32 protein-coding genes are annotated in these 20,256 nt (G+C 57.5%); 8 read left to right on the top strand and 24 right to left on the bottom strand.

All coding sequences use genetic code 11. The annotated features are described in order from the left end of the window. The first annotated feature begins 22 nt into the window (after positions 1–22). Entirely contained in the window at positions 23–466 is a 444-nt protein-coding gene (locus tag K7A42_RS23980) for a YbjQ family protein (protein WP_282456011.1), read from the top strand. Here the strand turns inward: K7A42_RS23980 and K7A42_RS26120 are convergent. The 13 genes from K7A42_RS26120 to K7A42_RS23920 all read right to left on the bottom strand — a co-directional run bounded on the left by K7A42_RS26120 (position 463) and on the right by K7A42_RS23920 (position 8,842). Continuing rightward, complete coding sequence (locus K7A42_RS26120) at positions 463–666, bottom strand: phage tail assembly chaperone (RefSeq protein ID WP_416220921.1); 204 nt, start codon at positions 664–666, stop codon at positions 463–465. The two genes, K7A42_RS23980 and K7A42_RS26120, sit on opposite strands and share 4 nt — an antisense overlap. Beyond that, positions 663–1,022, bottom strand: a complete 360-nt coding sequence (locus K7A42_RS23975) for a hypothetical protein (RefSeq protein ID WP_282456010.1) — start codon at positions 1,020–1,022, stop codon at positions 663–665. The genes K7A42_RS26120 and K7A42_RS23975 overlap by 4 nt, the downstream gene beginning before the upstream one ends. Continuing rightward, complete coding sequence (locus K7A42_RS23970) at positions 1,023–1,454, bottom strand: phage tail tube protein (RefSeq protein ID WP_282456009.1); 432 nt, start codon at positions 1,452–1,454, stop codon at positions 1,023–1,025. 59 nt (positions 1,455–1,513) lie between these two features. Beyond that, on the bottom strand, positions 1,514–1,918 hold the full coding sequence (locus K7A42_RS23965) for a DUF3168 domain-containing protein (protein WP_282456008.1): 405 nt from the start codon (positions 1,916–1,918) through the stop codon (positions 1,514–1,516). A 5-nt stretch (positions 1,919–1,923) separates the two neighbouring features. After that, positions 1,924–2,415 carry an HK97 gp10 family phage protein gene (locus K7A42_RS23960; protein ID WP_282456007.1) on the bottom strand — a complete coding sequence of 164 codons (492 nt, stop codon included), beginning with the start codon at positions 2,413–2,415 and terminating at the stop codon, positions 1,924–1,926. After that, positions 2,415–2,762 carry a head-tail adaptor protein gene (locus K7A42_RS23955; RefSeq protein ID WP_282456006.1) on the bottom strand — a complete coding sequence of 116 codons (348 nt, stop codon included), beginning with the start codon at positions 2,760–2,762 and terminating at the stop codon, positions 2,415–2,417. The genes K7A42_RS23960 and K7A42_RS23955 overlap by 1 nt, the downstream gene beginning before the upstream one ends. Continuing rightward, the gene (locus K7A42_RS23950; RefSeq protein WP_282456005.1) at positions 2,737–2,928 is read right to left on the bottom strand and encodes a hypothetical protein; all 192 of its coding nucleotides are present in this window, start codon (positions 2,926–2,928) and stop codon (positions 2,737–2,739) included. Before K7A42_RS23950 ends, K7A42_RS23955 begins: the two co-directional genes overlap by 26 nt. A 2-nt stretch (positions 2,929–2,930) precedes the next feature. After that, complete coding sequence (locus K7A42_RS23945; RefSeq protein ID WP_282456004.1) at positions 2,931–3,227, bottom strand: head-tail connector protein; 297 nt, start codon at positions 3,225–3,227, stop codon at positions 2,931–2,933. Positions 3,228–3,246: 19 nt separating this feature from the next. Beyond that, the gene (locus tag K7A42_RS23940; RefSeq protein ID WP_282456003.1) at positions 3,247–3,525 is read right to left on the bottom strand and encodes a hypothetical protein; all 279 of its coding nucleotides are present in this window, start codon (positions 3,523–3,525) and stop codon (positions 3,247–3,249) included. 63 nt (positions 3,526–3,588) lie between these two features. After that, complete coding sequence (locus tag K7A42_RS23935; protein ID WP_282456002.1) at positions 3,589–4,977, bottom strand: phage major capsid protein; 1,389 nt, start codon at positions 4,975–4,977, stop codon at positions 3,589–3,591. An 11-nt stretch (positions 4,978–4,988) separates the two neighbouring features. Beyond that, positions 4,989–5,894 (bottom strand): head maturation protease, ClpP-related, encoded by a 906-nt coding sequence (locus K7A42_RS23930; protein ID WP_282456001.1) that lies wholly within the window; start codon positions 5,892–5,894, stop codon positions 4,989–4,991. Continuing rightward, positions 5,854–7,134, bottom strand: coding sequence for a phage portal protein (locus tag K7A42_RS23925; protein WP_282456000.1), 1,281 nt, complete (start codon positions 7,132–7,134; stop codon positions 5,854–5,856). The genes K7A42_RS23930 and K7A42_RS23925 overlap by 41 nt, the downstream gene beginning before the upstream one ends. A 1-nt stretch (position 7,135) precedes the next feature. Further along, the gene (locus K7A42_RS23920) at positions 7,136–8,842 is read right to left on the bottom strand and encodes a terminase large subunit (protein WP_282455999.1); all 1,707 of its coding nucleotides are present in this window, start codon (positions 8,840–8,842) and stop codon (positions 7,136–7,138) included. Positions 8,843–8,853: 11 nt separating this feature from the next. Here K7A42_RS23920 and K7A42_RS23915 point away from each other — a divergent pair, with 11 nt between their 5' ends. Both K7A42_RS23915 and K7A42_RS23910 read left to right on the top strand, forming a co-directional pair. Further along, positions 8,854–9,375, top strand: coding sequence for a hypothetical protein (locus K7A42_RS23915; protein WP_282455998.1), 522 nt, complete (start codon positions 8,854–8,856; stop codon positions 9,373–9,375). 58 nt (positions 9,376–9,433) lie between these two features. Then, entirely contained in the window at positions 9,434–9,976 is a 543-nt protein-coding gene (locus K7A42_RS23910) for a hypothetical protein (protein WP_282455997.1), read from the top strand. 758 nt (positions 9,977–10,734) lie between these two features. Here K7A42_RS23910 and nusG read toward each other — a convergent pair. The 11 genes from nusG to K7A42_RS23855 form a co-directional block, all read right to left on the bottom strand. Then, positions 10,735–11,334, bottom strand: a complete 600-nt coding sequence (gene nusG / locus K7A42_RS23905) for a transcription termination/antitermination protein NusG (RefSeq protein ID WP_282455996.1) — start codon at positions 11,332–11,334, stop codon at positions 10,735–10,737. Between the two features lie 37 nt (positions 11,335–11,371). Beyond that, positions 11,372–12,610 carry a helix-turn-helix domain-containing protein gene (locus tag K7A42_RS23900; RefSeq protein ID WP_282455995.1) on the bottom strand — a complete coding sequence of 413 codons (1,239 nt, stop codon included), beginning with the start codon at positions 12,608–12,610 and terminating at the stop codon, positions 11,372–11,374. Beyond that, positions 12,607–12,900 carry a hypothetical protein gene (locus K7A42_RS23895; RefSeq protein ID WP_262620817.1) on the bottom strand — a complete coding sequence of 98 codons (294 nt, stop codon included), beginning with the start codon at positions 12,898–12,900 and terminating at the stop codon, positions 12,607–12,609. Before K7A42_RS23895 ends, K7A42_RS23900 begins: the two co-directional genes overlap by 4 nt. Continuing rightward, positions 12,897–13,460: a hypothetical protein gene (locus K7A42_RS23890; RefSeq protein ID WP_282455994.1), complete on the bottom strand. Its 564-nt coding sequence runs from the start codon at positions 13,458–13,460 to the stop codon at positions 12,897–12,899. Before K7A42_RS23890 ends, K7A42_RS23895 begins: the two co-directional genes overlap by 4 nt. Continuing rightward, the gene (locus K7A42_RS23885; RefSeq protein ID WP_282455993.1) at positions 13,457–14,518 is read right to left on the bottom strand and encodes a phosphoadenosine phosphosulfate reductase family protein; all 1,062 of its coding nucleotides are present in this window, start codon (positions 14,516–14,518) and stop codon (positions 13,457–13,459) included. The genes K7A42_RS23890 and K7A42_RS23885 overlap by 4 nt, the downstream gene beginning before the upstream one ends. After that, a complete protein-coding gene (locus K7A42_RS23880; RefSeq protein WP_282455992.1) occupies positions 14,515–15,957 on the bottom strand; it encodes an MT-A70 family methyltransferase in 1,443 nt (480 codons plus the stop codon). The genes K7A42_RS23885 and K7A42_RS23880 overlap by 4 nt, the downstream gene beginning before the upstream one ends. Beyond that, entirely contained in the window at positions 15,954–16,130 is a 177-nt protein-coding gene (locus K7A42_RS23875; protein WP_162711623.1) for a hypothetical protein, read from the bottom strand. Before K7A42_RS23875 ends, K7A42_RS23880 begins: the two co-directional genes overlap by 4 nt. Continuing rightward, entirely contained in the window at positions 16,130–16,366 is a 237-nt protein-coding gene (locus tag K7A42_RS23870; protein ID WP_282455991.1) for a hypothetical protein, read from the bottom strand. Before K7A42_RS23870 ends, K7A42_RS23875 begins: the two co-directional genes overlap by 1 nt. Beyond that, positions 16,363–16,518 carry a hypothetical protein gene (locus K7A42_RS23865; protein WP_282455990.1) on the bottom strand — a complete coding sequence of 52 codons (156 nt, stop codon included), beginning with the start codon at positions 16,516–16,518 and terminating at the stop codon, positions 16,363–16,365. The genes K7A42_RS23870 and K7A42_RS23865 overlap by 4 nt, the downstream gene beginning before the upstream one ends. A gap of 8 nt (positions 16,519–16,526) precedes the next feature. Then, the gene (locus K7A42_RS23860; RefSeq protein WP_112668391.1) at positions 16,527–17,003 is read right to left on the bottom strand and encodes a phage regulatory CII family protein; all 477 of its coding nucleotides are present in this window, start codon (positions 17,001–17,003) and stop codon (positions 16,527–16,529) included. A 417-nt stretch (positions 17,004–17,420) separates the two neighbouring features. After that, positions 17,421–17,642: a transcriptional regulator gene (locus K7A42_RS23855; RefSeq protein WP_236762130.1), complete on the bottom strand. Its 222-nt coding sequence runs from the start codon at positions 17,640–17,642 to the stop codon at positions 17,421–17,423. An 85-nt stretch (positions 17,643–17,727) separates the two neighbouring features. On the opposite strand from K7A42_RS23855, the gene K7A42_RS23850 reads away from it, so the two are divergent. The 5 genes from K7A42_RS23850 to K7A42_RS23830 all read left to right on the top strand — a co-directional run bounded on the left by K7A42_RS23850 (position 17,728) and on the right by K7A42_RS23830 (position 20,184). Continuing rightward, complete coding sequence (locus K7A42_RS23850; RefSeq protein ID WP_282456036.1) at positions 17,728–18,420, top strand: XRE family transcriptional regulator; 693 nt, start codon at positions 17,728–17,730, stop codon at positions 18,418–18,420. A gap of 493 nt (positions 18,421–18,913) precedes the next feature. Further along, positions 18,914–19,096, top strand: a complete 183-nt coding sequence (locus K7A42_RS23845; RefSeq protein WP_282455989.1) for a hypothetical protein — start codon at positions 18,914–18,916, stop codon at positions 19,094–19,096. A 382-nt stretch (positions 19,097–19,478) separates the two neighbouring features. Further along, a complete protein-coding gene (locus K7A42_RS23840; RefSeq protein WP_282455988.1) occupies positions 19,479–19,679 on the top strand; it encodes a hypothetical protein in 201 nt (66 codons plus the stop codon). After that, positions 19,676–19,837 carry a hypothetical protein gene (locus K7A42_RS23835; RefSeq protein ID WP_282455987.1) on the top strand — a complete coding sequence of 54 codons (162 nt, stop codon included), beginning with the start codon at positions 19,676–19,678 and terminating at the stop codon, positions 19,835–19,837. The genes K7A42_RS23840 and K7A42_RS23835 overlap by 4 nt, the downstream gene beginning before the upstream one ends. Beyond that, positions 19,834–20,184 (top strand): hypothetical protein, encoded by a 351-nt coding sequence (locus K7A42_RS23830; protein WP_282455986.1) that lies wholly within the window; start codon positions 19,834–19,836, stop codon positions 20,182–20,184. The genes K7A42_RS23835 and K7A42_RS23830 overlap by 4 nt, the downstream gene beginning before the upstream one ends. Positions 20,185–20,256 lie beyond the last annotated feature (72 nt).

Raw genomic sequence — 20,256 nt, 5'->3', positions numbered from 1 at the left:
AGCACACCCACAGGGGATTGCGATGCCAAAGTGTAAGCAGTGCGGCGCCGAGTTCTACCTTGGCGGAAAGGATGGCTTCTGCATTGACTGCGAGGACGCAGCAAAAAAGTCATCCAACAATGCTGCGAAGCAATCGATCATCATGACGACGTCGATTGACGTCCCGAACCGATCTGTCGACAGAGTGATATCCATCATCGCATCCGAAGCCGCGCTGGGAATGAATGTATTCAAAGACGTGGCTAACAATTGGCGCGACTTCGTAGGCGGTCGGTCGAACGCGTCTCAAGCCTCCCTAAGAGAGGCTCGAATTGCTTGTCTCGACGGCCTTCGTGACGAGGCTCACGCCGTGGGTGCAGATGCAGTCATATCGATTGACCTCGACTACAATCAGCTTTCGACTGGCGGGACGGGCGGAATACTCTTTGTTGCGGCGACCGGCACGGCGGTTAAGTTAAAGCCTTAAACACCATATTTCTTCACTAGCTCATCAACTTCATCCTGAGACGGCGGCGATACGGTTTTCTTTACGCCGTTCGCCTCTGCCTTGCCCTTTGCCGCCAACGTGAACTCAGTAAGAGTTGACGCCCAAAACACGGAAGGCGTCCATCCAAGACCACCAAAGGCAACCTTTTGCCAGTATCGCCACGGAAACGGGTCTTCTATCCCGCCACTGGGGCGGCTGCTCCGTTTCCCTCGTCTTCCTCATCGAAATGATGAGAAAGCGCCTCAGAGATAGCGCTCGCTACTGCGCCGAAATGCTTCAGCTTGAGCACGCCAATGGCTTTGGCCTTATCGCCGCGCACCGTTAGCAAATCGAGCGCAGCGACTGTCGCCGCCGGCTCGACGTTGGATAGCCGCAGGAAAAGGTCGGCCATGCTTTTGCAAGACAGACGCGACGAGACGGCCGCGAGGGCGCCCATCTCTGCGGCGATTACGAGCGGCGTCACACCCACCCAGAGCCCCACCTCACCACGAGCTCCGTTCACTTCCAACGGAAAGGGTTTTTCTGCGTCAGCCAATTAAGCCTCCGCTACAAAGCTCAATGGACCGGCCGCAACAAAGGTCGCGTTGAAGTCCATGTTGCCTTCCATCTCGCCGCTGAATTCAAATTCGGAAACGAACCACGGACCCGTGTACGTACCGAGACCTGGAACAATAACTTTCGCGTTGAACTTGCTCGCGTCGTTGACGTGAGCAAGAAATGCCGAGTTGGAGACACTTTTTACGAACTTTCCTGAGCCAGAAAATGTCCGGTTCTTGATGCCTGGTTCGGCGGTCCGCTGCGGCGTTGCTGCCGGATTTGCACAATCCGGGATCGTGGTGTCCACCTCGTTGGCCGACATGTTGAAGCTGCGAGTCGTCAAACCGCAGAGGTTCGAAAAGACCTCAGGAGTCTCGCCGTCGCCGATCTGAATGAGGAGTGTGCGACCAATCTGTTGACCGTCGGCCATGTTCATGTCCTTCCTTGAGTGACTGGATTAAGTTGATGGATGGATGCATGGAGCTGCGGCTATGTCTTCTCGACAAACGCCGCGAAATCGATAGCGGCGTGGGACGACAGCCCATCCTGATCGCGGAACACCCGTGTATTGCGATGGTTGATTGAGACGAGTCGCCAAGTTTCCAAAACGATCGGCGCCAAGTGCAGAGCATCTTTCACAGCGGCAGCGAGCTTCTTCACCTCAGGAAATCCCACCTCACGCGACCATCCGTGAAGAGTCAGATAAACCGTTTGCGCCGAGAGGCACGTCAGGTCTTCGGTGATTTCCTGTGCTTCACCCAACTGGATGTATGGAAAGCTGGCATCGACAGGCACACGGTCAAAAACCCGGCCCTCCACGATGGCACCTACACCGGCATCAGCGACCAGCCGGGCATAGATCGCTATTTGCAATTCAAGATCTGCGCTCGCCATACCAATCACTTCTTTCTGGATTCGCGGATTGCCCGGTTGACCGCACTTTTGATGCGGCTTCGAATTTTCGGCTTCATGGCGCGATAAGTTGGAAAAATGTGCGGCTTGGCTACAGAACCCGGATGCATGATCGCGCCCGACGCTTCTGTCTGTTTCTTGCCAATGGCCGTACCGCCGCCTTTCGCCACATTGTGCGGACGGGTTCCGAATTCGAGAAAACGCCAAATGAATTTAGCGAACAGACCGACTGCAGCAGGATCTTTGGACGCACGAATTCCCATTAATTCCTGAGCCGGTCGATCAGCTATGACGTCAGCCTGAATGCTCTCCATGTAATCTAGGGTCTCGCCCGTTGGCGCTCGCAAGCGCACAGCGTCCGCCAGCTCGTCGCCCGCCGCCTTCTTTTCGACGGCGGCGTATTTCTCGATATTGGGTGCGAGTGCATTGAGGCGGCGCGTTAGATCTTCCCGCCCGAGTACCTTGGCCTTGAATACCATCACACAGCGACCCCGGATTGAACCAAGAGATCGACCCACTTGTGATCAGTCGTCGCCGTGACTTCACGGACGTTAAAAATGACACCCGTCCGGATATCCCTCGCTCGCCATTCGGGCGTGATGAGTATCGACTGCGAACAGGCACGTACAAAGATAACCTGCGTCTTCTGCCCCTCAAGCCGCCCGGCCATCACGGCTTCTCCGCCTCGCACGTGAATGTACCCTGCCCGGCGCTGAAATTGCTCCTGCCATACACCCTTCGTGTTACCCGCCCCATCGTTCTGTTCGACGCGTTTATCGAAGGCGACGTGATAAAAAAGATCACCGGCTGTTCTGGACTTCGCCATCCTTTTGCGCCTCCGCGTCTTTGCCGATGTATTCGGCCTTGCCAGCAGCGACCGCCTGGTCTGCACATTCGCGCTTTACTGTCCCTTCCCATCCACCGTTGTAGGCGATGGTTACCTGTGGCGTTGGACGGTAGTCGAAATCTTCCCGAAACCTAACACGCGCCATCGTTACACCCTCAGCCATCTAAAAGGATCGATAAGCAAACGGCTGGCACTTGGGAGGCCATCCCTGCCGCCGCGATTTTCATACATGTCGGTTACAGCGATCAGCGCTGCCACCTTGAAAACGGGTCCCTTCTCGAATGGAACGAGAGGGATATTGCAATACTGTAGGACAAGCTTTTCAGCGGCATCCATGTAAGTCTGGATGAGGGCGTCGTCATCGCTGAAATCGACGTTCAGGTGCTGCTTGACTTCCTCAATGGTGAACAGCGGCTCTAACGTGGCGATGACGACGTTGCCCATGTCTTTATCCTCGGTCGCGTTACTTCAGGTTTTTCGAAACAGCTTCCTGACCCGAAATCGTCGGGTCGTTGAAGTCGATGCGGTTCTGCGTTTCCGATGTACCCTTGCGCGGGTCTGCGTCCACAGCGACATGCGCAGGATCCACATCGGGAACCGTCTGGTTTGGTGCGCCGGAGGGCGAAAACTCCGTTGCTGGACTGATGTTCGCCGGGGCGTTTTTATCCGTCTTGGCGGTGGGCGCCTTTGCCACGGTTTTGACCGTGGTAGCCTTGCCCGTCGATGTCTTTTTGGTAGTCATCTCGCTATCCTCTGTTGAAGCCAGAATGGAAGGCGGCAGATTTCGCTGCCGCCAGTGCCGCAATTACGGGTTCGCTGCGATCTTCAGTGCGCGCATGGGCTCGGGGTTGTACACACCACCACCAACGCGCTTCGTGGTGTAGAAGTGAACGAATGGCTTGTTGGTGAAAGGATCACGCAACACACGGATGCCGACACGGTCAACGACCAGGTACGTAGCCTCCATGTCGCCGTAGAGCGCTGCGATCGCGTCCGCCGCAACGTTCGGCATGTCAGGGATCTCAACGATCGATTCCCCGGCGAGCGTGGCAGGCTGGCCGGCTGCGAACGAAGGCTGCCACAGGTAGTTACCCTGGCCATCCTTCAGCTTTCTCATCGACGCCTGCGCAAGCCGACCCGTATAGAGCTTGGCGTTCTGCCGGTAGACGGCCGGAATTGAATAGAACAGGTCGATAAACCCATCAGAGGTGAGCGCCGCAGCTGAGCCGCTGTTGATCACCTGAATGGCGCCCCACGGGTGACGGGCCGCATTTGCCGCACCAGTGACGTAGGTCAGGATGCCATGCGGCTTGTTGACACCGTCGCCGGAGAGAAAGGCGATACCTTCCTGTCGGGCGAACTCGGTATCGACTTCCGCACCCAGCCATTCCTCCAGATTGATCGCGGAGTCGTCGAGCAGCTGCTGGGAGATCGCAGGATTGGCGTAGATTTCGCCAAGGGGGAAATCCAGCTGTCCGATCTGCGGCGTGGAGGTCGCAGGACGGGCCGCCGTTTCACCGACCCAACCAGAGCCGACCGCACGATCCGTGAAAAGCTTCTTGAACCCGGCGCCAGTGATCGAAATCACGCGGGCGTTTGCACGGATCGGTGACACGAGTTTGAGCTTGCCCGTGATTGTCCGGTCCCACTCGACGGGAGCAAGATAGCCGCCGTCCTCAGCAACACCCTTCGTCATTGCGGACTTGACGTCGCCCTTTCGCATATGGGCCTTGAAGGCATCGACATATTCCGGATCTGCGGGGATGTCGCCGATGACGCCCGACCCGATGTCAGCGGCCGCCAGTTTGGCGTTCAGATCGTCAATTGCCTTCTGGAAATTGGTCTGAAGGTCACCCACAGCAGAGTTGATCCGCTCAACCTTTTCGTTGACGACAACATCGTCAGTCTTAGCCTTGAGCTTCTCATCGTTTGCCGCCTTGAAGTCCTCAAAGGCTTTAGTGAGATCCGCCAGCATCTTTTTCGGGTCCGACGCATCGGCTCGTGGCGCTGCGGACACCGCACGAGGGCGAGCCATCAGGGGATCAGCAAGAGCAAACGCGCCGGCCACGAGAGCGGCAGGCAGAATTGCGGGAACGGAAGCGGCAGCCTGGACGAGTTCGCCCATGGCATAAACGTTGGCAGCAGTCAGGCAGGCCGTGGCGACGATCGCCACGAGCATGAAAAATCGCTTCATCTCGAAGCTCCTTATGATTTGAGTAAAGCAGCGAGCGCGGCTACGCCGGCCCATTCGTCGCCAGCGCCCGGCGTGGCTTCAGTGGCAGCGCCTGGCGTGCCCTTGATCTTGTTGATGCGAGCGCGCGCATCCGAGCGCGTCATTCCCGCAGAAACGAGCGAAATCTCCGTCGCCCGCAACTCATTGATAGACTGGTCGGTCGCTTTGGCGTCTTCATCGACAGTCATTGCGTCCGAGGCCAGAAGGTTGTCGGCGAATCCTCGTTCGATCGCCTGAGATCCGGACATGTAAGTTTCCGAATCCATCCACTTGGCGATTTCCTTAGGATCTCGGCCTGATCGCGCCGCGTAGAGATCGACCATGGCCTGATCAAATGGTTCAAGCCACTCACTCGTTTCGCGCATATCATGTCGATTACCGACAGCAACGACCCAGCAATTGTGGATCATGACAAAGGAGGCCGCCCCGATTTCAATAGTATCTCCGGCCATGGCGATGATGGACGCTGCAGAAGCGGCCATACCCATGATCTTGACGGTGATAGGCTGGGAGTGCTCCCGAAGAACATTGTAAATCGCAATGCCCTCGAACATGTCGCCGCCAGGGCTATTGATCTGGACCTCAACAGGGCGAGGACCAATCGCTCTGAGCTGCGCGGCGATCTTTTTCGCCGTCACGCCACCACCCGACCAATAGTCCTCACCAATCGCTTCGAACATGGTGATGACATTGTCGCCTTGATCAACCGCGCGAACGCCGGCTGACTCTGCGGCCCACTTATCAAAGACGCTCGGTTTCGTCAGAGCCGACACGTCACGATTTGCCGGGATCGGCAACGCGCCTGGTCTGGCCTTGGCAAAGACGCGAGGGGAAGAACTACGCTTCATTTTCGCTTTTCTCCTTTGGGACAGCGGCACTCGCCGTGCCTTTGCTGACCGTGTCTCCATCTGGCGTTTCCGGATAATCAGAAAGGTCGCGCACTTCATTCTGCGAGAGCCAGCCAGGCGCACCGCCAGAACCAAGCGCTTTGGCAAAGAAGTCGGCCTGATCTTTCATTGAGCCGCGAAGCAGCGCACCTGGATTGAATTTTGCGGAGTAACGGTCCCGCTCACTCTCTTCGAGGAGGCTGCGCTCCGCTGCCTGCTGCCAGCTCTCGAACCATGGCCCAAGCGCATATTGAACAAAGAAGCGGCCGAGCGCCTCGATACCAGAGCCCCAGCTCGTCTCATCGACCATCAAGAGAGGCCGAGGGACGCCGGTAACACGAGCGATTTCCTCGACCTGCATCTTACGGGCTTCGATAAGCTGCGAATCTTTGGCGTTGGTATCGCGCTTGCTGTACTTCAGACCCTCCTCAAGGATCATGTTTTTACCGGCGTTTTCCGCGCCCTCTTTTTCGGCAAGAGAGGCTTTCAGGCGCTCGAAAGCCTCATCCGAGAGCTTGCCGGGATGTTCGAGCGCTCCGCCCACCATGGAGCCGTTCTTGAATATCCGCGCAGCAGCAAGCTCAGCGGAAAGAGCAATACCGATTGCATCTCTGGCCTGTTTGACTAGCGAGATACCATTGATGCCGTCGATGGAAATTCCACGGAGGTGGAAAATCTCATCGCCCGCATACAGTTTCTGGCCGCCAGCCTTTGGCTGATAGCGGTAGCTGACTGACCAGTCCGTATTCTGGATGGGTGTAATTCTCTCCGGATCAAGTGGGATCAAGCGAGAAACGGCGCGCCGCCCTGTCTTAATGCTCTGGCTCCTGATGATCAGAGCATAGGCATTTCCATGAGCCAGCGCACGAAGCTGCATCAGCACCCGAAAATCAAAAGCTGTCTGCCAATTGTTGGGCTGGCGATGAAGCACGCGGTATAGAGGATGATCGGTTGCCTTCTCCTTCGTGGCTTCGTCGATCAGCTGAAAAGGCAACATCCCGATCGCGTTCGATATCAGGCTGAAAGCGCGAAACAGCGACGTATTGCGCATTGCAGTCTCGACCGTAACAGTCGCTCCAGACCCGGATTCGTGTCCCGTGCGGAGAAACTCCAGGAGGCGAGGATCATCGAGCGAGTACGTGACGTAACCCTGCCCGCCAGAGTCAGCACGAGGCTGAGAAACTTCGGCTTCAGAAGCACGCGCACCAAACAGTTTGCTGAATAAACCCACGTCAAACCATCCTTATGCCGCGAGTTTCATAGACTGACGGCCCGTTTGCTTCCGGGTTTCTGCTCATGAGTTCGCCAGCGTTGAAGGCCGCCACCAAGGGATCAATCTTGGAGCTGGCCGTTTTCTTCTCAATGTAGATGTTACTGCCGCGCTGCTCTGCGCGGGCATTTTGAACGCACCAGGTCAGCAAGCCGGAGCCGCAGTGCTTCAGGGTTCCGTCAGCGAGCTTTCGCTCGATGCCAAAGATGGAGGCAGAGAGCTTGTAGCCCTGAGAAACGGCCTTCACCATCGGATCAACGATCCCGTACCCGGCCAGCTCTTCGAGCAACGCCGTCACGCCGTTTGGATCGAGGCCGACAGCGCCGGTTTCGGGAAGCTTGCCAGCGTCCCTCAAGCTGGCGATGATCGCAGCCGCTTCCTCGACATCCTGCGTCACCCGTTTGCAGATGACCAGATCGCCATCCCGCTCGAAGTCGTTTAGCTTCTCGACGATCTCTGGGTGGCGCGTCAGAACAGAAGGCTGCGCCCACGCTTTCGCCCATAACAACCAGTGGCGTGTAACTTTATGGCGCCCGATCGCTGCCAGCCCCCACAGATCGAGCAGTCCGCCCACGTCGCCGCCTACAGCAATGACATCGCACACATCAATTAGATATTGAAGCGTGATGCGCCTGTCGGCAGCAGCCTCCCAGTAGTCAGCACCGATCCATCGATCCGAATGCAGGGCGAGGCCGATTTCAACATTAAGGTGCTGACTGGCCCAACGCCGTTCTTCCTCTTCGCCCTTTTTCTGGGCTGTCCGCCATTCCGTAATCAAACGGTCGAGGGTGATCGAAAGACCCAAATTCGGCAGAACCATGTGCCAGTTTTTCGGGTCCTTCCAAGGCTTCTTGTCACTGGTCTGCATTGCCTCCGGAAACTCGTAAAGAACCGGGAGGGTGTTGCTATCTGTGATCGTGCCATCGCGGACGCCGCGCGCATATTGCAATTCAGACTTAAATACACCCGATGGGGGCTCATCACTTTGCGTCGTGATGATGATCAGGAATGACTCTTTGTTCGGTATCAAGCCGCCGCTAATTTGCCCCAAGACACGCGAAGCGTATGAATACGACGACATGACGTGCAACTCATCGAGCAAAACGCCAGCAGGCTTTGAGCCTGTCAGCACCTTCATGTCGAAGGTCTTGATGCGAAGCTTCGCCTTGTTAAGGCGATCCACGATCATTTTCTTGTGCTCGATAGCGTGAAACCGCTTCGCCAGATAAGCGTCAGCTTCGATCATGCCGGCAGCTTGCTGGTATGCGGTGTCCGCCACGTCCTGCGTCGGACCGATCAACAAAAACTCAGCGCGCGGACGCTTATTCATCAGCAACGCCGTGACCATAATACCGGCGCCGCCCGTCGTCTTTGAGTTCTTCTTGGGCACCAGGCCGAAGACGTTGCGGACATGGCGCTCGCCGTGTTCGTCGATCGAGCCGAAGATCGCGCGGACGATGTCGCGGAACCAGTCGCCTGCCGCGTCCTTCATGTACGGCTGATCAGGCACGTCAGGAAGGCGAAGGTTATCGAAGATGCCGACAGCCCGATTGCCTTCATCGAGATCGAGCGGCAGATCCGGGACAATAGGGCGTCCGTCGCGCAGCCTTTCCGCCCAGTCTGGGCAAGAGAAATTCCAGTCCGCCTTTATTGCAGAAGCGAAGCCCATGGAGTGCCTTCATGCGCCGTGTGGGCGTCCCTGTCGGCGGCCTCCTTCTTGCCGAGTTTTTCATCCGGCGTTTTCTCCGGAGTTCTCGGTATCGGCACGGCGGGAGCGCCCTGTTTTTCGATGATGTCGAATATCCGCGATATCGCGACCGAGTTGCCGGACTTCATTTTCTTGAGCGTGACCTCAAGCGCCATGCCCTCGATCCGGTCTGCGCCGTCCTGAAGCTCTCGGGAAAAATTCTTCCGCAAAGTCTTCTCGTCGCACCCAAGATACCCGGCAATTCTTGCCTGTGTCCAACCTGCCGCCCGAAGAAGGCACACAAGCTCTTGATTTTCATTGTTTTTCGCAAACGATGGTCGCCCGCGCCGATCCTTAATGGGCATGATCGGTTTGCCGAACAGATCGTATTCGACATCCTTGCCGGAAAAATCGTCTGCCACGGTAAAAAAAATCTCCGAATGTGGGGGGCGCGGGTGGAGAAGTGGGTGGCCTTCCAGACTTTTAACGCCCCCCCATCGCCGTTTGAGACGTGACTTGACATCTCCAAGCGATGTCGCTCTCTGTCTTGGACAGGGATTTGAGGCGGGGACGATGGCTTCATTTAAAGATTTGCTCGATTTACTAAGTGCATCGTGGCCCGTCGCGTTAGCGTTACTGTTGGCAGGCTTAGCGATCTTGTGTGGATACGAGTTCGAACTCACAGCGAAGTATCTGCGGTCTTTGCCTGAATGGACACCCGGAGCGGCGTTTGTTGCCGTGGCTATAGGCGGCGCGATCTTGTTCGCCGCGCTTGCTCAAGCTGTTGTTGAAGTGGCCGCAAGACCAGTGAGGCAACGTAGATCAGCCCAGTGGCGAAAGGCGCATATTGATGGACTGGAAGACTTGTCGGACCCTGAGAAGGGCATCCTGGCATGGGCTTACGCAAACAGGACCAAAGTCTTTTCCGCACCCTACTTTCACCCAGTAACGAAAGCTTTGACAGCTAAGGGGTATCTACAAATCCCACCAGGTAGCCACCACAGCGATGAAACGCCATTCGAAATCCCTGATCATATTTGGGAGGCGGTAAAAGATGATTTGAGGGATGATGATCTAACCGAACTTGTCGGACTGATGCCATTCAGCAATCGTTGAGGTGGTGATAATCAACGCCACCTTCGCAAGACGGTCGAAATCTTGTGTGCTAGCGATCGACCATCGGTGTCAACCGAAACCGTCACGACCGTGTCGGTGAACGTTGAGAGCTTCTGTACCGCTGCAGAAGCGCGTTCGGCTGCCATCGCCAACCTATCAAGCGAAGCGACAACGTCATCGATTAGTTCGATTTCTACCTCAGCATTAGGTTGATCAGTCATCAAAGCCTGCGGCCCTGAGACCGCTCCTCTTTTTGCTTCTGGCTATCGTGATAAGCCTTGCTCACTGTTTCGAGATTGTTCTCATCCCAGAAAAGAACGGGATCGCCACGATGCGGTATCTTGTGGTCAGCCACGGGGCTATTGGGAGCAGGATAAGCGCCAATGCACAACACACCTGTCTTCTGGCATATGTATAGATCGCGTAGCCAAACCCTCTTACGAAGTCGCTTCCATCGCTCTAAGCCATACCATGCTCGCCACGAAACGTTGCTGTCTCGCTCTTTCAATCGAGCCTTCTCATCACCAGGAGCTGGCCCCAGACGAGGTGGCAGATTGCCGATCCGTGATTTGAGAGTGGTAAGTCTGCCCATACCCACAATGCAAAAAGGCGACCGTCTGGCCGCCCTGTCATTCATCGTCGCATAGCTGTAGCACTGGCCCTGAATCGGTGTCTCGCTTGTGAGACTGTCAGGACTGGGTGCGGGCGTGAAACGTAATCGCCACTAAGAACCGCATCGACCGTGGGCAGATTTGTACTCACACTTTCTCAAGCATTGCAAGCGGCATGTTAAACACGGATGGTTTTCCGAAGATCACGATGGTTACGACTGCGTCTCCGTGCCCACCCTCGCCAAACGCATCAACCGATACCTCGTAACCGACGAACGGACCACTTGTGATCCTGACCTTGTCGCCCTTCTTGATCGCGTCGGAGCGACGCCCGTAATCATATGCTCCATCTGCGGCCAATTCTTTGAACTCATTGATCGTTTCGACAGTGACCTTGACCGCCTTCTCTCCACCCATCACGATGCTTTTGACGCCGTCGAACGACAGGATGCCACGCAAAGCGTGGTTGTCTGGGAGGCAGTAGACGAACACAATTCCGTTGAAGACGGGCAGTCTGGATGCAGGCAGTCGCCTTCCGTGGCGCTTTCTTTCCGGCCCCATACGCATGATCACACATGCCTCAATGCCAGCCTCGATCATGGCATTTTCAACAGCCTTTTCGCGCCCATATTCGACGCGCGCAATCACCCAAGCCGAATCAGACACGGTAAGCGCCCTCTGTTTCGATGCCGATTCGCGCTCATGAGCGACCCTTGCCGCCTCCTGAGCTATCCTGTCCAGCTTCATAAGCCCTTTCAGGGACACGCCGGAAATGCCTTCAAACTTATGCTGCATCATCGTTCCGTCCCTCGTTCAGTCTCGATTTGAAGTTTTCGATTGCGATGAAAACCGCCTCATCAAGGTCGTCTACATCGGCAGGCAATGACGGGAACTGAGCGAACTCCAAGCGTTCAGGAGCAGCCGGCCACGGCCAGCACCGCTCCGCATAGGCGCGTTTCCATGCTTCCCAAACATCACCGCCAACAGCGACTTTCTCGAAATCCTTGCTGATCTCGATGATCCTGTTCATCACAGTGAAGCGCCTGCGCTCTATGAGCTGCACGGCCTCCGGCCAACCCTGCTTTTCCTTCTTGTCACGCCAGATTAGGTCGCTTTTTTCGGGCTTATGATCGACTATATTCTGCTCAAGCGGAGTGAGCGACAACGCCCGAATAGGCTGGAGCAGCTTTGACATCAGCATGGCGCGCCCAGCTCGCGAGAACACGGTGAAGGTTTCCGAGCTTTCGGCCTGAGGAGATACCGGCTTAGGCTGGGAGAGCTTCGTCCAGCGTTGTTCCTTCAGGTACTTTGCCGCCGAGCAAAGGTGTTTCCGGCCGATTGAGAGCGCTGCAGCCTGATACGCCTCGGAATGCTCCAGCGCCAACCCACGCTCATCAGGCGAAAGCGCCATCCATTCCTTCCGAGCTTCCGGCTCGCTGTCGCTGATCGCCGTTTTCCAGCCGATGAAGAACCGTTTGAACGCAGCTTCCACGGCTTTCGGATTTTCTTCCTCATCCCCCATACTGCCGCGCGCAGGCGCTCTCTCTCGATCGTTGAGATTGTTCGTTAGAGATGTATCGTTAATAGGTGCCGGTCCAGAGATGGCAGGGGGTGCCATCCCAGAGGTGGCACCCCCTGCCGATATAGTGGCAGGGGGTGCGTCTGCATTGGCGTCTGAGTTAGGATCATTTTCCTCGATCGCAGCGGCTTGCCATGCAGCAATCGCATCGCTCGAAACGTCCCTGTCATGGATGACGCGATAGTAGTGTGCGGAGTCGCGACCATCGCGGCTTTCCACGATCCGCTTTTCCACCACGCCGATTTCATAAAGCCGATTGAGCGAGCCCTGCACCGTGGAACGGCCACAGTTGAGCTCATCTGCCATCTTCACCTGACTGCGACGGCACCAGCCTTCCGCGTTGGTGAAGCTGCCCAAGAGGCACAGCACCTTCAGGTCAATGCCCTTAAGGCGAGGGTCCGTGACGATCCATGCGGGTATGATTGAGAACCGTGCGTTGCTCATTTCACACCGCCTTTCCGCGCCAGCGTCTCCATGAAGGTCCTGGCGCCGTTCAGCATGTCCTGAACGTCGGTCGGCAGTCGCCCGAAGCGGTCCCGCACCGTCACTAGTGCCGAGATCTCCAGATCAACGAGCTGCGTGCCGCGAACGAAACCAGCTTGGCGCAGGACGCGGTAAATGGCCGTCTGGTCGCGGTAGAAGATGAATGTCGGGATGTTAAGCAGCCACCGCGCCCGCTCCGCATCCGTCCTGCAATCCTGTAGCTGTTCGATAACCGGCGACATCCCCGTCATGACCGGCCCCCTTTCCATAGTTCGAAGTCCGTGCGCAGGTCGATAAACGCCGCCTGCGCCCGTTCCTCACGATTGAGTTGTGTCTTGCTGCTGATGCCGAGCAGGCTTTTCAGCACCTTGTCGGCATGTTCCTTGTTGTGGATGGCCCGCGCCTCTGCGGGGTGCTGCCGCCGCTCAAGAAAGCGGTGAAACCACTGGTCCGTGCAGAGGATGGCCGCGTTCGCGGCGAAGTCGCCATCACGAAGGCGCGTTGTCGGCTGTTGATCCGGCGGCGTGCTTTGGTCGCTCCTGAAGGCAAGGATTGCGCGTTGGCGCAGCTTCAGGAAAAGGGCGGTGTTCTCCAATGCCCCGGTCAGAAGCTCGACTTCATCTGGCAGGGCGTCCGCGTACAGCGTACCGAGGATGACGCTTTCGCCCGTAGACCGCCGCGCGATGATATGCGTCTGGTCTCCATCCACGTCGAAACGCCACTTGTCACCCTTGCAGCGTCCGACGATACCCTCCAGACGCGCCACACGGGCCTTTTCGCGGTCGCGCACTTCCTGCTCGCGCATCGTCATGCCGCCGCCTTTCTGGATTTTTCGTCCAGCAAGAATGCGTAGCGTTCATGGATCGAGCTAACGTCGAGGCAATCCGCTTCGAAGCCGTATAGGTCGCTCACCTGTCGCCTGACGGAGGCCATCAGATTGGCCTCAGCGTCTGTCAACATGCGGGTGGGCCAGCCCTTGACGTAGAGCATAGGTTTAGTGATCTGGGCCTCGATCTGCTTGCGTAGGGCAGCGCGGTTTTTGGCAAAGACGAGACCCTTGGCCATCTCCGAGGAAAGCAGATGGGGCGCGACGTCGCCGAGCCAGCGGGCGCCCTGAAAGGCGAAGCTGCTGTCAATTTCAAGCTGCACCATCTGCCGGTAAAGATCGTGGCTTTCCGGCTGGGCACTAGCGGCGATCAGGTCGGTAATGTTCGACATAATGCAGAAGCGGCACGACACCCGGCCCATGCCGAAGATCCGATAGGCGGGGTGCGGGTGCAGGCCGGAGGCGTGTATCATGGCGAACACCTGATCGATTGTGAGGTCGATGATCGGGCGCCAGGTCCACACCTGACCGGCCGCGTCGCTATCGGCTATCGACATGCGCGCACGAGTCGCGCTTTCCTCGCGTCGAACACCAGTCACATTGATGATCTTCTGACCTTTGAAACGCCGCTTGAGCTCCGCCATGATGACGTGCGTTTTTTGCTCCGAGGTGCAGAACCGCATCGCTGGAGTTGACCAGCACGGCACAAGCGTAACGGTGCTGAGTGTTTCGTAGCGCGTTTTGCTCGACAGCCAGCGACTTTCCCAACGCTCCATGAGACCGCCAGCCTTGCGGCGAACCACAACAAGATCGCATTCGAGGTGGTCCGCCAGCTTCTCGCAGACTGGAAGGCTGTCGTTCCACTCCACCGACCCGAGGTCGGCGTGAATGAGGATGCGCGGCCCCTTGTGAGCGACCGAATCGAGATAGGCGGACGTGGCCAGCGCAGCGGCTTGGCTATCTTTGCCGCCGGAAACACCAATCGCAACCGGAGCATCCTCGACGATAAGGGCATCTATTTCAGGTGTCCGAGTGATCATCATTCCGCACCTCCGTTTGGCGCACCGGCCTGATTTCCCCAGAACTCCCACTTTCCATTCAGGCGAACGTCGCCATCCGCGAGGCTTTCGCGGCGCTGGAACATTTCGAGTTTGGGCATGGTCGGATAAAGCCGGTCGATCTGTTCAGCGAACCAGACCGGCTTTTCGCTGTGGCGTCCGACAGGATGGTCGGTGCACTTGATTGGCTGTGTGCCGGGAATTGGCGCAGGGAAGTCGCCGCGCGTGCCGATCAGAAGAAGTTCGAGGTTGTCGAAGCTCCAATAGCCGGTCCCGGTCTGTTCGCCGGGATAGACTTTCCTCCACCCCCAGAAGCTCTTGTAGGCGTAACCCCAGCGTTCCAGCGCTTTCACACCGTTGGCGAGGTCCGTAACCCACATGAACAGCGCCGAGCAATGAGCGCCAGGGCACCCCATAGACAGGATGTCGTCGAGCGACATGGTGGGGTAATGGTTTTCGGCGCTCTTCTCGCCGCCGGTCACCTCGGAATAGGTTTTGAAACGCCACGGCGGATCCGCATAGATGATCGGAAACGCCCTGCCCTCGTCCTGCCCAACACCCTGCCACCACGGCGCAACGTTCTGACGCGCTGCGATCTGGACGGCGAGATCAGTGCGGACGGCGTGCCGGATCTTCTGATCCTCGGCGCGCTTAGCTTTGGCGACCTTCTTTAGCTCCGAGAAATTCGATGGCTCCGGCAGGAACATCGTGCGGATCGGTTTAACCGCCGGCTGAGCAACGCCATCGCGACCAACAATTGTTGTCTGGTGGGGAATTTCCCCACCATCAACCAGGCGGCGACGCGCAGCAGATACAGTTTTATGATCGACGCCGAGCTGAGCGGCGATGGCGCGGTTCGAAGCGGTCGGTGCATCCTTCAAATGCTCCTGAATGATCGCCTGCCGCTGCGCACCCGAAAGATGACGCCGCGCGAAATTGAGCGACCGTGCGAACGAACGCTTGCCTTCCTCGGACAGCTGCTTGCGCACGAACCGTGGCCAGTCGGTAATCCCGAGCATCTTGCAGATGGCAACGCGGTGGTGACCGTCGAGGATTTCGCCAGCCTCGTCATACTCGACCGGCACCTTGACGCCGTGCGCTGCGATATCGTCATAGAGCGCCTTGAAGTCGTCATCCGAGAGCGGCGGCAGGAGCTGGTATGGCCCCGTAACGACAACGCGGCTCAGGTTTTCCTCTGGTAGCCTGCCCTCTGTCCGCGCCCGCTCGATGACAGCGGCGGCGCGATCACCAGGGCGAAAGAGATTGCCGTCTTTGGGATCGCGCGTCAGATAACGATGGGCCATCGCTGCACATGCCGCGCGCACTTCCTGCGTCGTCTGGCACCGAAACTCGCCGTTGCGCAACGCGACAGATACGATTTTGAGGCCGACATCGCCCGGCATCTGGAGACGCTGCGCATTCATGCCGCACCGCCTTTGCGCATCAGGCGCACGTCGGTTTCGCGGATAATCTCGGCGGCGCGCTCAACCGAGACGCCACGCCCGAGGAGGCGAACGGCGAAGCGCGGCGCGAATTCGAAACCGGCGTCATTGATTGCGGTCCGGATCTGGGGCGGAAGCGCGTCGAACAATTCCATCAGTGCGCCCTCATCAGTCGATCGAGGTACGCCTGCCCCATTCCGGTTAGGCGAAGATCATAGCCACTCTGGTCGATCTGGACGTATCCGGCCTTCTTGAGTTCGGCCGCCAGTGCGCGAGCCTGAAACGAGGCGCGAATGGTGTACTTGTTTCCAGCCGCGCGAACGTCGCGCAGCATCGCGCGCGCGGCGTCAGATATCGGCTTCAGGGTCAGTGCGCTTTCACTGGTTTTCAATGTCCTGCCTCCTCGACAATGCGGCAGACCTCGTTCTCGTCGAGGCCAAGCTCCGTTGCGATTTCGTGGGTGGATCGGCCGGCGCGCCAAAACTCCAAAACCCGCGCGGCGCGGGCTTCCTTGACGAGTTTGGAACGGCTTGTTTCGGCCATGCAGAGGCTCATCGGTCAGGCCTCTGCGGTGCGTTCACCATCAACTCTTTCAGTTCACGGATAAGCTCGTGGACTTCCTTGGTGATGCGCTTGGTCACGGCGGCAGTGCCGAGCGTGCCGGTCTGCTTCGCCTCCTGAACAACCTTGATGACGTCAGCAAATTCCGACATCAGGTCCATCATGTCTTCTTCGTTGATGGGTCGCGCCTCTGGCTGCAGCTCGTCATCGACGACTAGCTTGAAACCGAGCTTGCGCGCCATGGCGCCAACGATGACAGGGCTTTTCGCGCGGCGGTCCGCCTCGACTGCAACATCAATCGGGATAAGAGCTTCGCTGTTTTCCTCGTTGAAGCTCGCATACTTCGAGAGCGTCGAGACGTTCACGCGGGTTAACAGTGGGAAATCGGTCACGCCACCGCCCAGCTTGTAGCTGGCCTCGGTTGCACCCTTCAGGCTGCGGATTTCTTCTTCGGAAATAGTGCGCACAAAAACACCCCTGAAAACGCGTCAAGGAAAGAAAATCGGAAAAGGATTCGGTGAAGCCCGCGCGGGCGCGGCCTATTCGTTGCTCATCAGATCAACCACAGCCGCGCCACATCAGCGGCGACGCAAGCTGGAGTGACAACAATGATGACAACGAACGAAAAGGGCCGCCGGAGCTCGGAGGAAAAGCGTCACGGCGGGTGCGCGGAGAAGAAAGGAAGAACTCTCGCGCAACAGGAAAGGCGATCCGGACGGAAGGGTCCGCAGGCGTGCAAAGCCTCTTCCGTCCGGTATCCCGTGCGCGCTCTGCCAGGAAAGCGCCGGGATTGGTTGCGGCGTCAGGATTCGAACCTGCGACACCGTAATTCTGAGCCGCGAGGGATAAACACTTACCTAGGCAGCGGAAAAGCAGGAGCACCGTCATTCTGCGGCCTCCACATCGGCAGGCCCGAACACATCCGGCCTCTGGATATGTCTGGAAACCCCGAACGCCTTCTCAAGTCGGAGCACGTATTCGGGTGGAATCGCCTTCCATTGCGCCACGGCCTGAGGTGTCACACCTACAATCCGGGACACCGCGCTAGCGCCACCAGCGTGCTGCTTCACGGCTTCCAATCCGAGTGAGTTAGGGTTCTGTTCCATGGACGAGATTAAAAGCACAGCTTTAAATTCTATGCAAGCGATACTTAAATGGACGCCGGATGAAAGTTTGCCTTTCATCCGAGACATGGAACAAGATGCACTTCCCAAAAAAATTGGCCGAGCCATACAGACTGCGCGAAAGCGGAGAGGCCTTGTCATGCGCCAACTCGCCGCCGCAGCAAAAGTCTCAACCGGTGCGGTTGGGAACTGGGAGCGCGGCGCAAACGTGCTCTCGATGGAAAACCTTCAGGCCATTGCCGAGTATCTGAAAATCGATCCGCTCGCGCTATCGCGAGGAGAGCTGCGATATCTCGATAGCGATGATTTGGGCGACGCTGAAATTGTCAGTGACGCCGGCCCCGCCCCTCAGGGTCCAATGGACGTTGAGGTTCTTGGCGTAGCCGTCGGTGGCGATGATGGCGATTTCACGCTTAATGGCGAGGTGGCGGGGTACGTCAGGCGCCCGCCTGGCATCGCAAATTTGCGCAAAGTCTTTGCGCTACACATCCTTAGCGACAGTATGGTACCTCGATATGATCCAGGAGAACTCATATACTGCGGCGGGCGAGACGCAGTACCTGGCGATCATGTGGTAATAGAGCTGTTCCCTACGGACGGCGAGCCAGCTGGAAAAGCGTACGTTAAAAAACTAAAGAGCCGGGCGAAAAGCACGATCGTTTGCGAGCAATACAACCCTCCGAAAGACCTTGAATTTGACCGTTATGCGATCAAAAACATGTGGCGCATCATCCCGCTGCGCGAACTTCTTGGCTTTTGAGCCTCCAAGCAGCAGCCCTTTCGCGATCTAGTTCAAACGAGAACGCTGCCTGCACAACGATGTTTTTACCTTGAGCTCCAGCATCAACGCAACTTGAGCAAGACAGCCTCTCTCCGATTTTGGAGAGCGGCGTAGAAGCGTTAACACCGCGAAAGCGATACAGCTCCTGGGGCTTTCTCCAGCGCAAACGACCACAATCGGCGCATTCAATCGACAGCGAAACCACCTGCATTAACGTCGGCTCGGCTACCCCACTCATCCCTGCTTTCTCCTGTTTGTTCTTCTTACGTTCTTATATTTGATTCTTTTAATTCGCTTGTCGAATCATTTTTAGGGCGCTTTCTTTTTAAAGTATCGCTTGCATTAGCTTTAAAGCCGTGCTTAACATCTGGCCATCCGAGCAAACCACATGGCCCGGACAAAGACCGGACGGCACCCTTTCCCCCCTCGCCTCGATGCCGTCCGGTCTCCCCTTCAACGGATGGAGACCGACATGAACGTCAGTGCGATGAATGACAATGAAAAGATCGAAGCCATGGCCGCCTCGATGCGCCGCTTCGGTGAAGGCTGCACCCGCGAGCAGCTGAACCTCTATTTCCCAAACGTCGATATCGACCGCTTGCACGAACAGGCGCGCATGAAGGCGAACGACGACGCGCTTCTTGAAGCCGCCTGACACGTCCGTTCCGGTTTCCGCCTCATACGAGGCGGTTTCCCGAACGGATGGAGACAGATATGGCAAAGCCATCACCAGCACAGCGCCGAAAGGCAACATGCGGACCCGCATTCAGACAATCGTATATCGATGACGGCTGGAGGGCTGGCGCGCCCTACATCATTTCCGCCTTCAGTCGACTGAGAGCGGCCTCGGAGATCCGAAAGGGTTATGTCGCCGGCCGAATGAGAGCGAACGATGCGTTGCGTCTCTCCTACATCACCCTCCTCCATGCGCGGAAGGATCTGCACAACGGGCGGCGGCTGACGCCATTGCCTGCCTGACACGTCCGCTCCGGTTTCCGCCTCACGCGAGGCGGTTTCCCGAACGGATGGAGGCCAACGTGACTCAGATATCCCCCTCATACCCCTTAGCCTGCAAGAACCTCGGCACCTTTCACAAGGTCAAGCCAGCGCCCTATTGCCGCATCGCCATCGTGAGCATGACAGGCGCCGCCTTCCTGGCGCTGCTCATGGCTGCATCTCTTTGCGGAGCCCGCGTCGTCGAGGTTGAGCGTCAGCTTGAACGGGCGGCGCGCATATGATCCGCCTCGTTCTTCTCAGGATCCGATTGGACGAAGCCGCCGACACCATGCGCGATGACATGGTCGAGCTTTGCAAGATCGATGTGATCGTCATCACGCTCGGAGCATTCCGTGCAAAGCAGATCGACCTCCGCAAGCAGGAGGGCATCTGGCAATGAGCGCCGAGATTTTTACCCTGCCCGTTCGCAAGCCGCCTGTGCGCCTCGTCTTTTCCGCCGGCGGCCAGCGCAAGACGGAAAGCGACGTATTCGTCGAGCGTCAGCTCGCGGAGGCAAACTCACACCTGATCGGCGCGCAGTCCGACATCGCGCACGCCTTTAAGGTCGTGACCAACGGCAGAACGCTGCCAGAGCATGACGCGACAATGACTGGCGACACGCTGGAATCGGTTCTGCGCGCCGTCATTCCCCTTCTCAATCTTTCCGGAGCCAGCAACCGCGACCGCGATCTTTCGCGCACCGTTCGCCAATGGCTCCAGGTCAACGGGAGCCTAGACCATGACTAAATCCGCTATCGAGCGCGAAGCGCGCACCCTTCAAACCCTCGTCGGCCTCGCCTTCGCCGTCGCGATGGCGAT

Source organism: Agrobacterium sp. InxBP2 (assembly GCF_026191755.1).
Lineage (GTDB): Bacteria > Pseudomonadota > Alphaproteobacteria > Rhizobiales > Rhizobiaceae > Agrobacterium > Agrobacterium pusense.
The sequence above is the reverse complement of the archived record's forward strand: the minus strand, read 5'-3'. Positions and strand labels throughout refer to the sequence as shown.

Coding starts and splice junctions, on each gene's coding strand:
- K7A42_RS23965 (WP_282456008.1), bottom strand. CDS start 1,918: ATGGCGAGCGCAGATCTTGAATTGCAAATAGCGATCTATGCCCGGCTG.
- K7A42_RS23970 (WP_282456009.1), bottom strand. CDS start 1,454: ATGGCCGACGGTCAACAGATTGGTCGCACACTCCTCATTCAGATCGGC.
- K7A42_RS23830 (WP_282455986.1), top strand. CDS start 19,834: ATGAGCGCCGAGATTTTTACCCTGCCCGTTCGCAAGCCGCCTGTGCGC.
- K7A42_RS23850 (WP_282456036.1), top strand. CDS start 17,728: ATGGAACAAGATGCACTTCCCAAAAAAATTGGCCGAGCCATACAGACT.
- K7A42_RS23885 (WP_282455993.1), bottom strand. CDS start 14,518: ATGATGATCACTCGGACACCTGAAATAGATGCCCTTATCGTCGAGGAT.
- K7A42_RS23945 (WP_282456004.1), bottom strand. CDS start 3,227: ATGGGCAACGTCGTCATCGCCACGTTAGAGCCGCTGTTCACCATTGAG.
- K7A42_RS23980 (WP_282456011.1), top strand. CDS start 23: ATGCCAAAGTGTAAGCAGTGCGGCGCCGAGTTCTACCTTGGCGGAAAG.
- K7A42_RS23940 (WP_282456003.1), bottom strand. CDS start 3,525: ATGACTACCAAAAAGACATCGACGGGCAAGGCTACCACGGTCAAAACC.
- K7A42_RS23890 (WP_282455994.1), bottom strand. CDS start 13,460: ATGACGATGCGCGAGCAGGAAGTGCGCGACCGCGAAAAGGCCCGTGTG.
- K7A42_RS23875 (WP_162711623.1), bottom strand. CDS start 16,130: ATGGAATTGTTCGACGCGCTTCCGCCCCAGATCCGGACCGCAATCAAT.
- K7A42_RS23895 (WP_262620817.1), bottom strand. CDS start 12,900: ATGACGGGGATGTCGCCGGTTATCGAACAGCTACAGGATTGCAGGACG.
- K7A42_RS23955 (WP_282456006.1), bottom strand. CDS start 2,762: ATGGCGAAGTCCAGAACAGCCGGTGATCTTTTTTATCACGTCGCCTTC.
- nusG (WP_282455996.1), bottom strand. CDS start 11,334: ATGAAGCTGGACAGGATAGCTCAGGAGGCGGCAAGGGTCGCTCATGAG.
- K7A42_RS23915 (WP_282455998.1), top strand. CDS start 8,854: ATGCGCCGTGTGGGCGTCCCTGTCGGCGGCCTCCTTCTTGCCGAGTTT.
- K7A42_RS23920 (WP_282455999.1), bottom strand. CDS start 8,842: ATGGGCTTCGCTTCTGCAATAAAGGCGGACTGGAATTTCTCTTGCCCA.
- K7A42_RS23880 (WP_282455992.1), bottom strand. CDS start 15,957: ATGAATGCGCAGCGTCTCCAGATGCCGGGCGATGTCGGCCTCAAAATC.
- K7A42_RS23900 (WP_282455995.1), bottom strand. CDS start 12,610: ATGAGCAACGCACGGTTCTCAATCATACCCGCATGGATCGTCACGGAC.
- K7A42_RS23960 (WP_282456007.1), bottom strand. CDS start 2,415: ATGGTATTCAAGGCCAAGGTACTCGGGCGGGAAGATCTAACGCGCCGC.
- K7A42_RS23865 (WP_282455990.1), bottom strand. CDS start 16,518: ATGGCCGAAACAAGCCGTTCCAAACTCGTCAAGGAAGCCCGCGCCGCG.
- K7A42_RS23845 (WP_282455989.1), top strand. CDS start 18,914: ATGAACGTCAGTGCGATGAATGACAATGAAAAGATCGAAGCCATGGCC.
- K7A42_RS23910 (WP_282455997.1), top strand. CDS start 9,434: ATGGCTTCATTTAAAGATTTGCTCGATTTACTAAGTGCATCGTGGCCC.
- K7A42_RS23935 (WP_282456002.1), bottom strand. CDS start 4,977: ATGAAGCGATTTTTCATGCTCGTGGCGATCGTCGCCACGGCCTGCCTG.
- K7A42_RS23950 (WP_282456005.1), bottom strand. CDS start 2,928: ATGGCGCGTGTTAGGTTTCGGGAAGATTTCGACTACCGTCCAACGCCA.
- K7A42_RS23855 (WP_236762130.1), bottom strand. CDS start 17,642: ATGGAACAGAACCCTAACTCACTCGGATTGGAAGCCGTGAAGCAGCAC.
- K7A42_RS23835 (WP_282455987.1), top strand. CDS start 19,676: ATGATCCGCCTCGTTCTTCTCAGGATCCGATTGGACGAAGCCGCCGAC.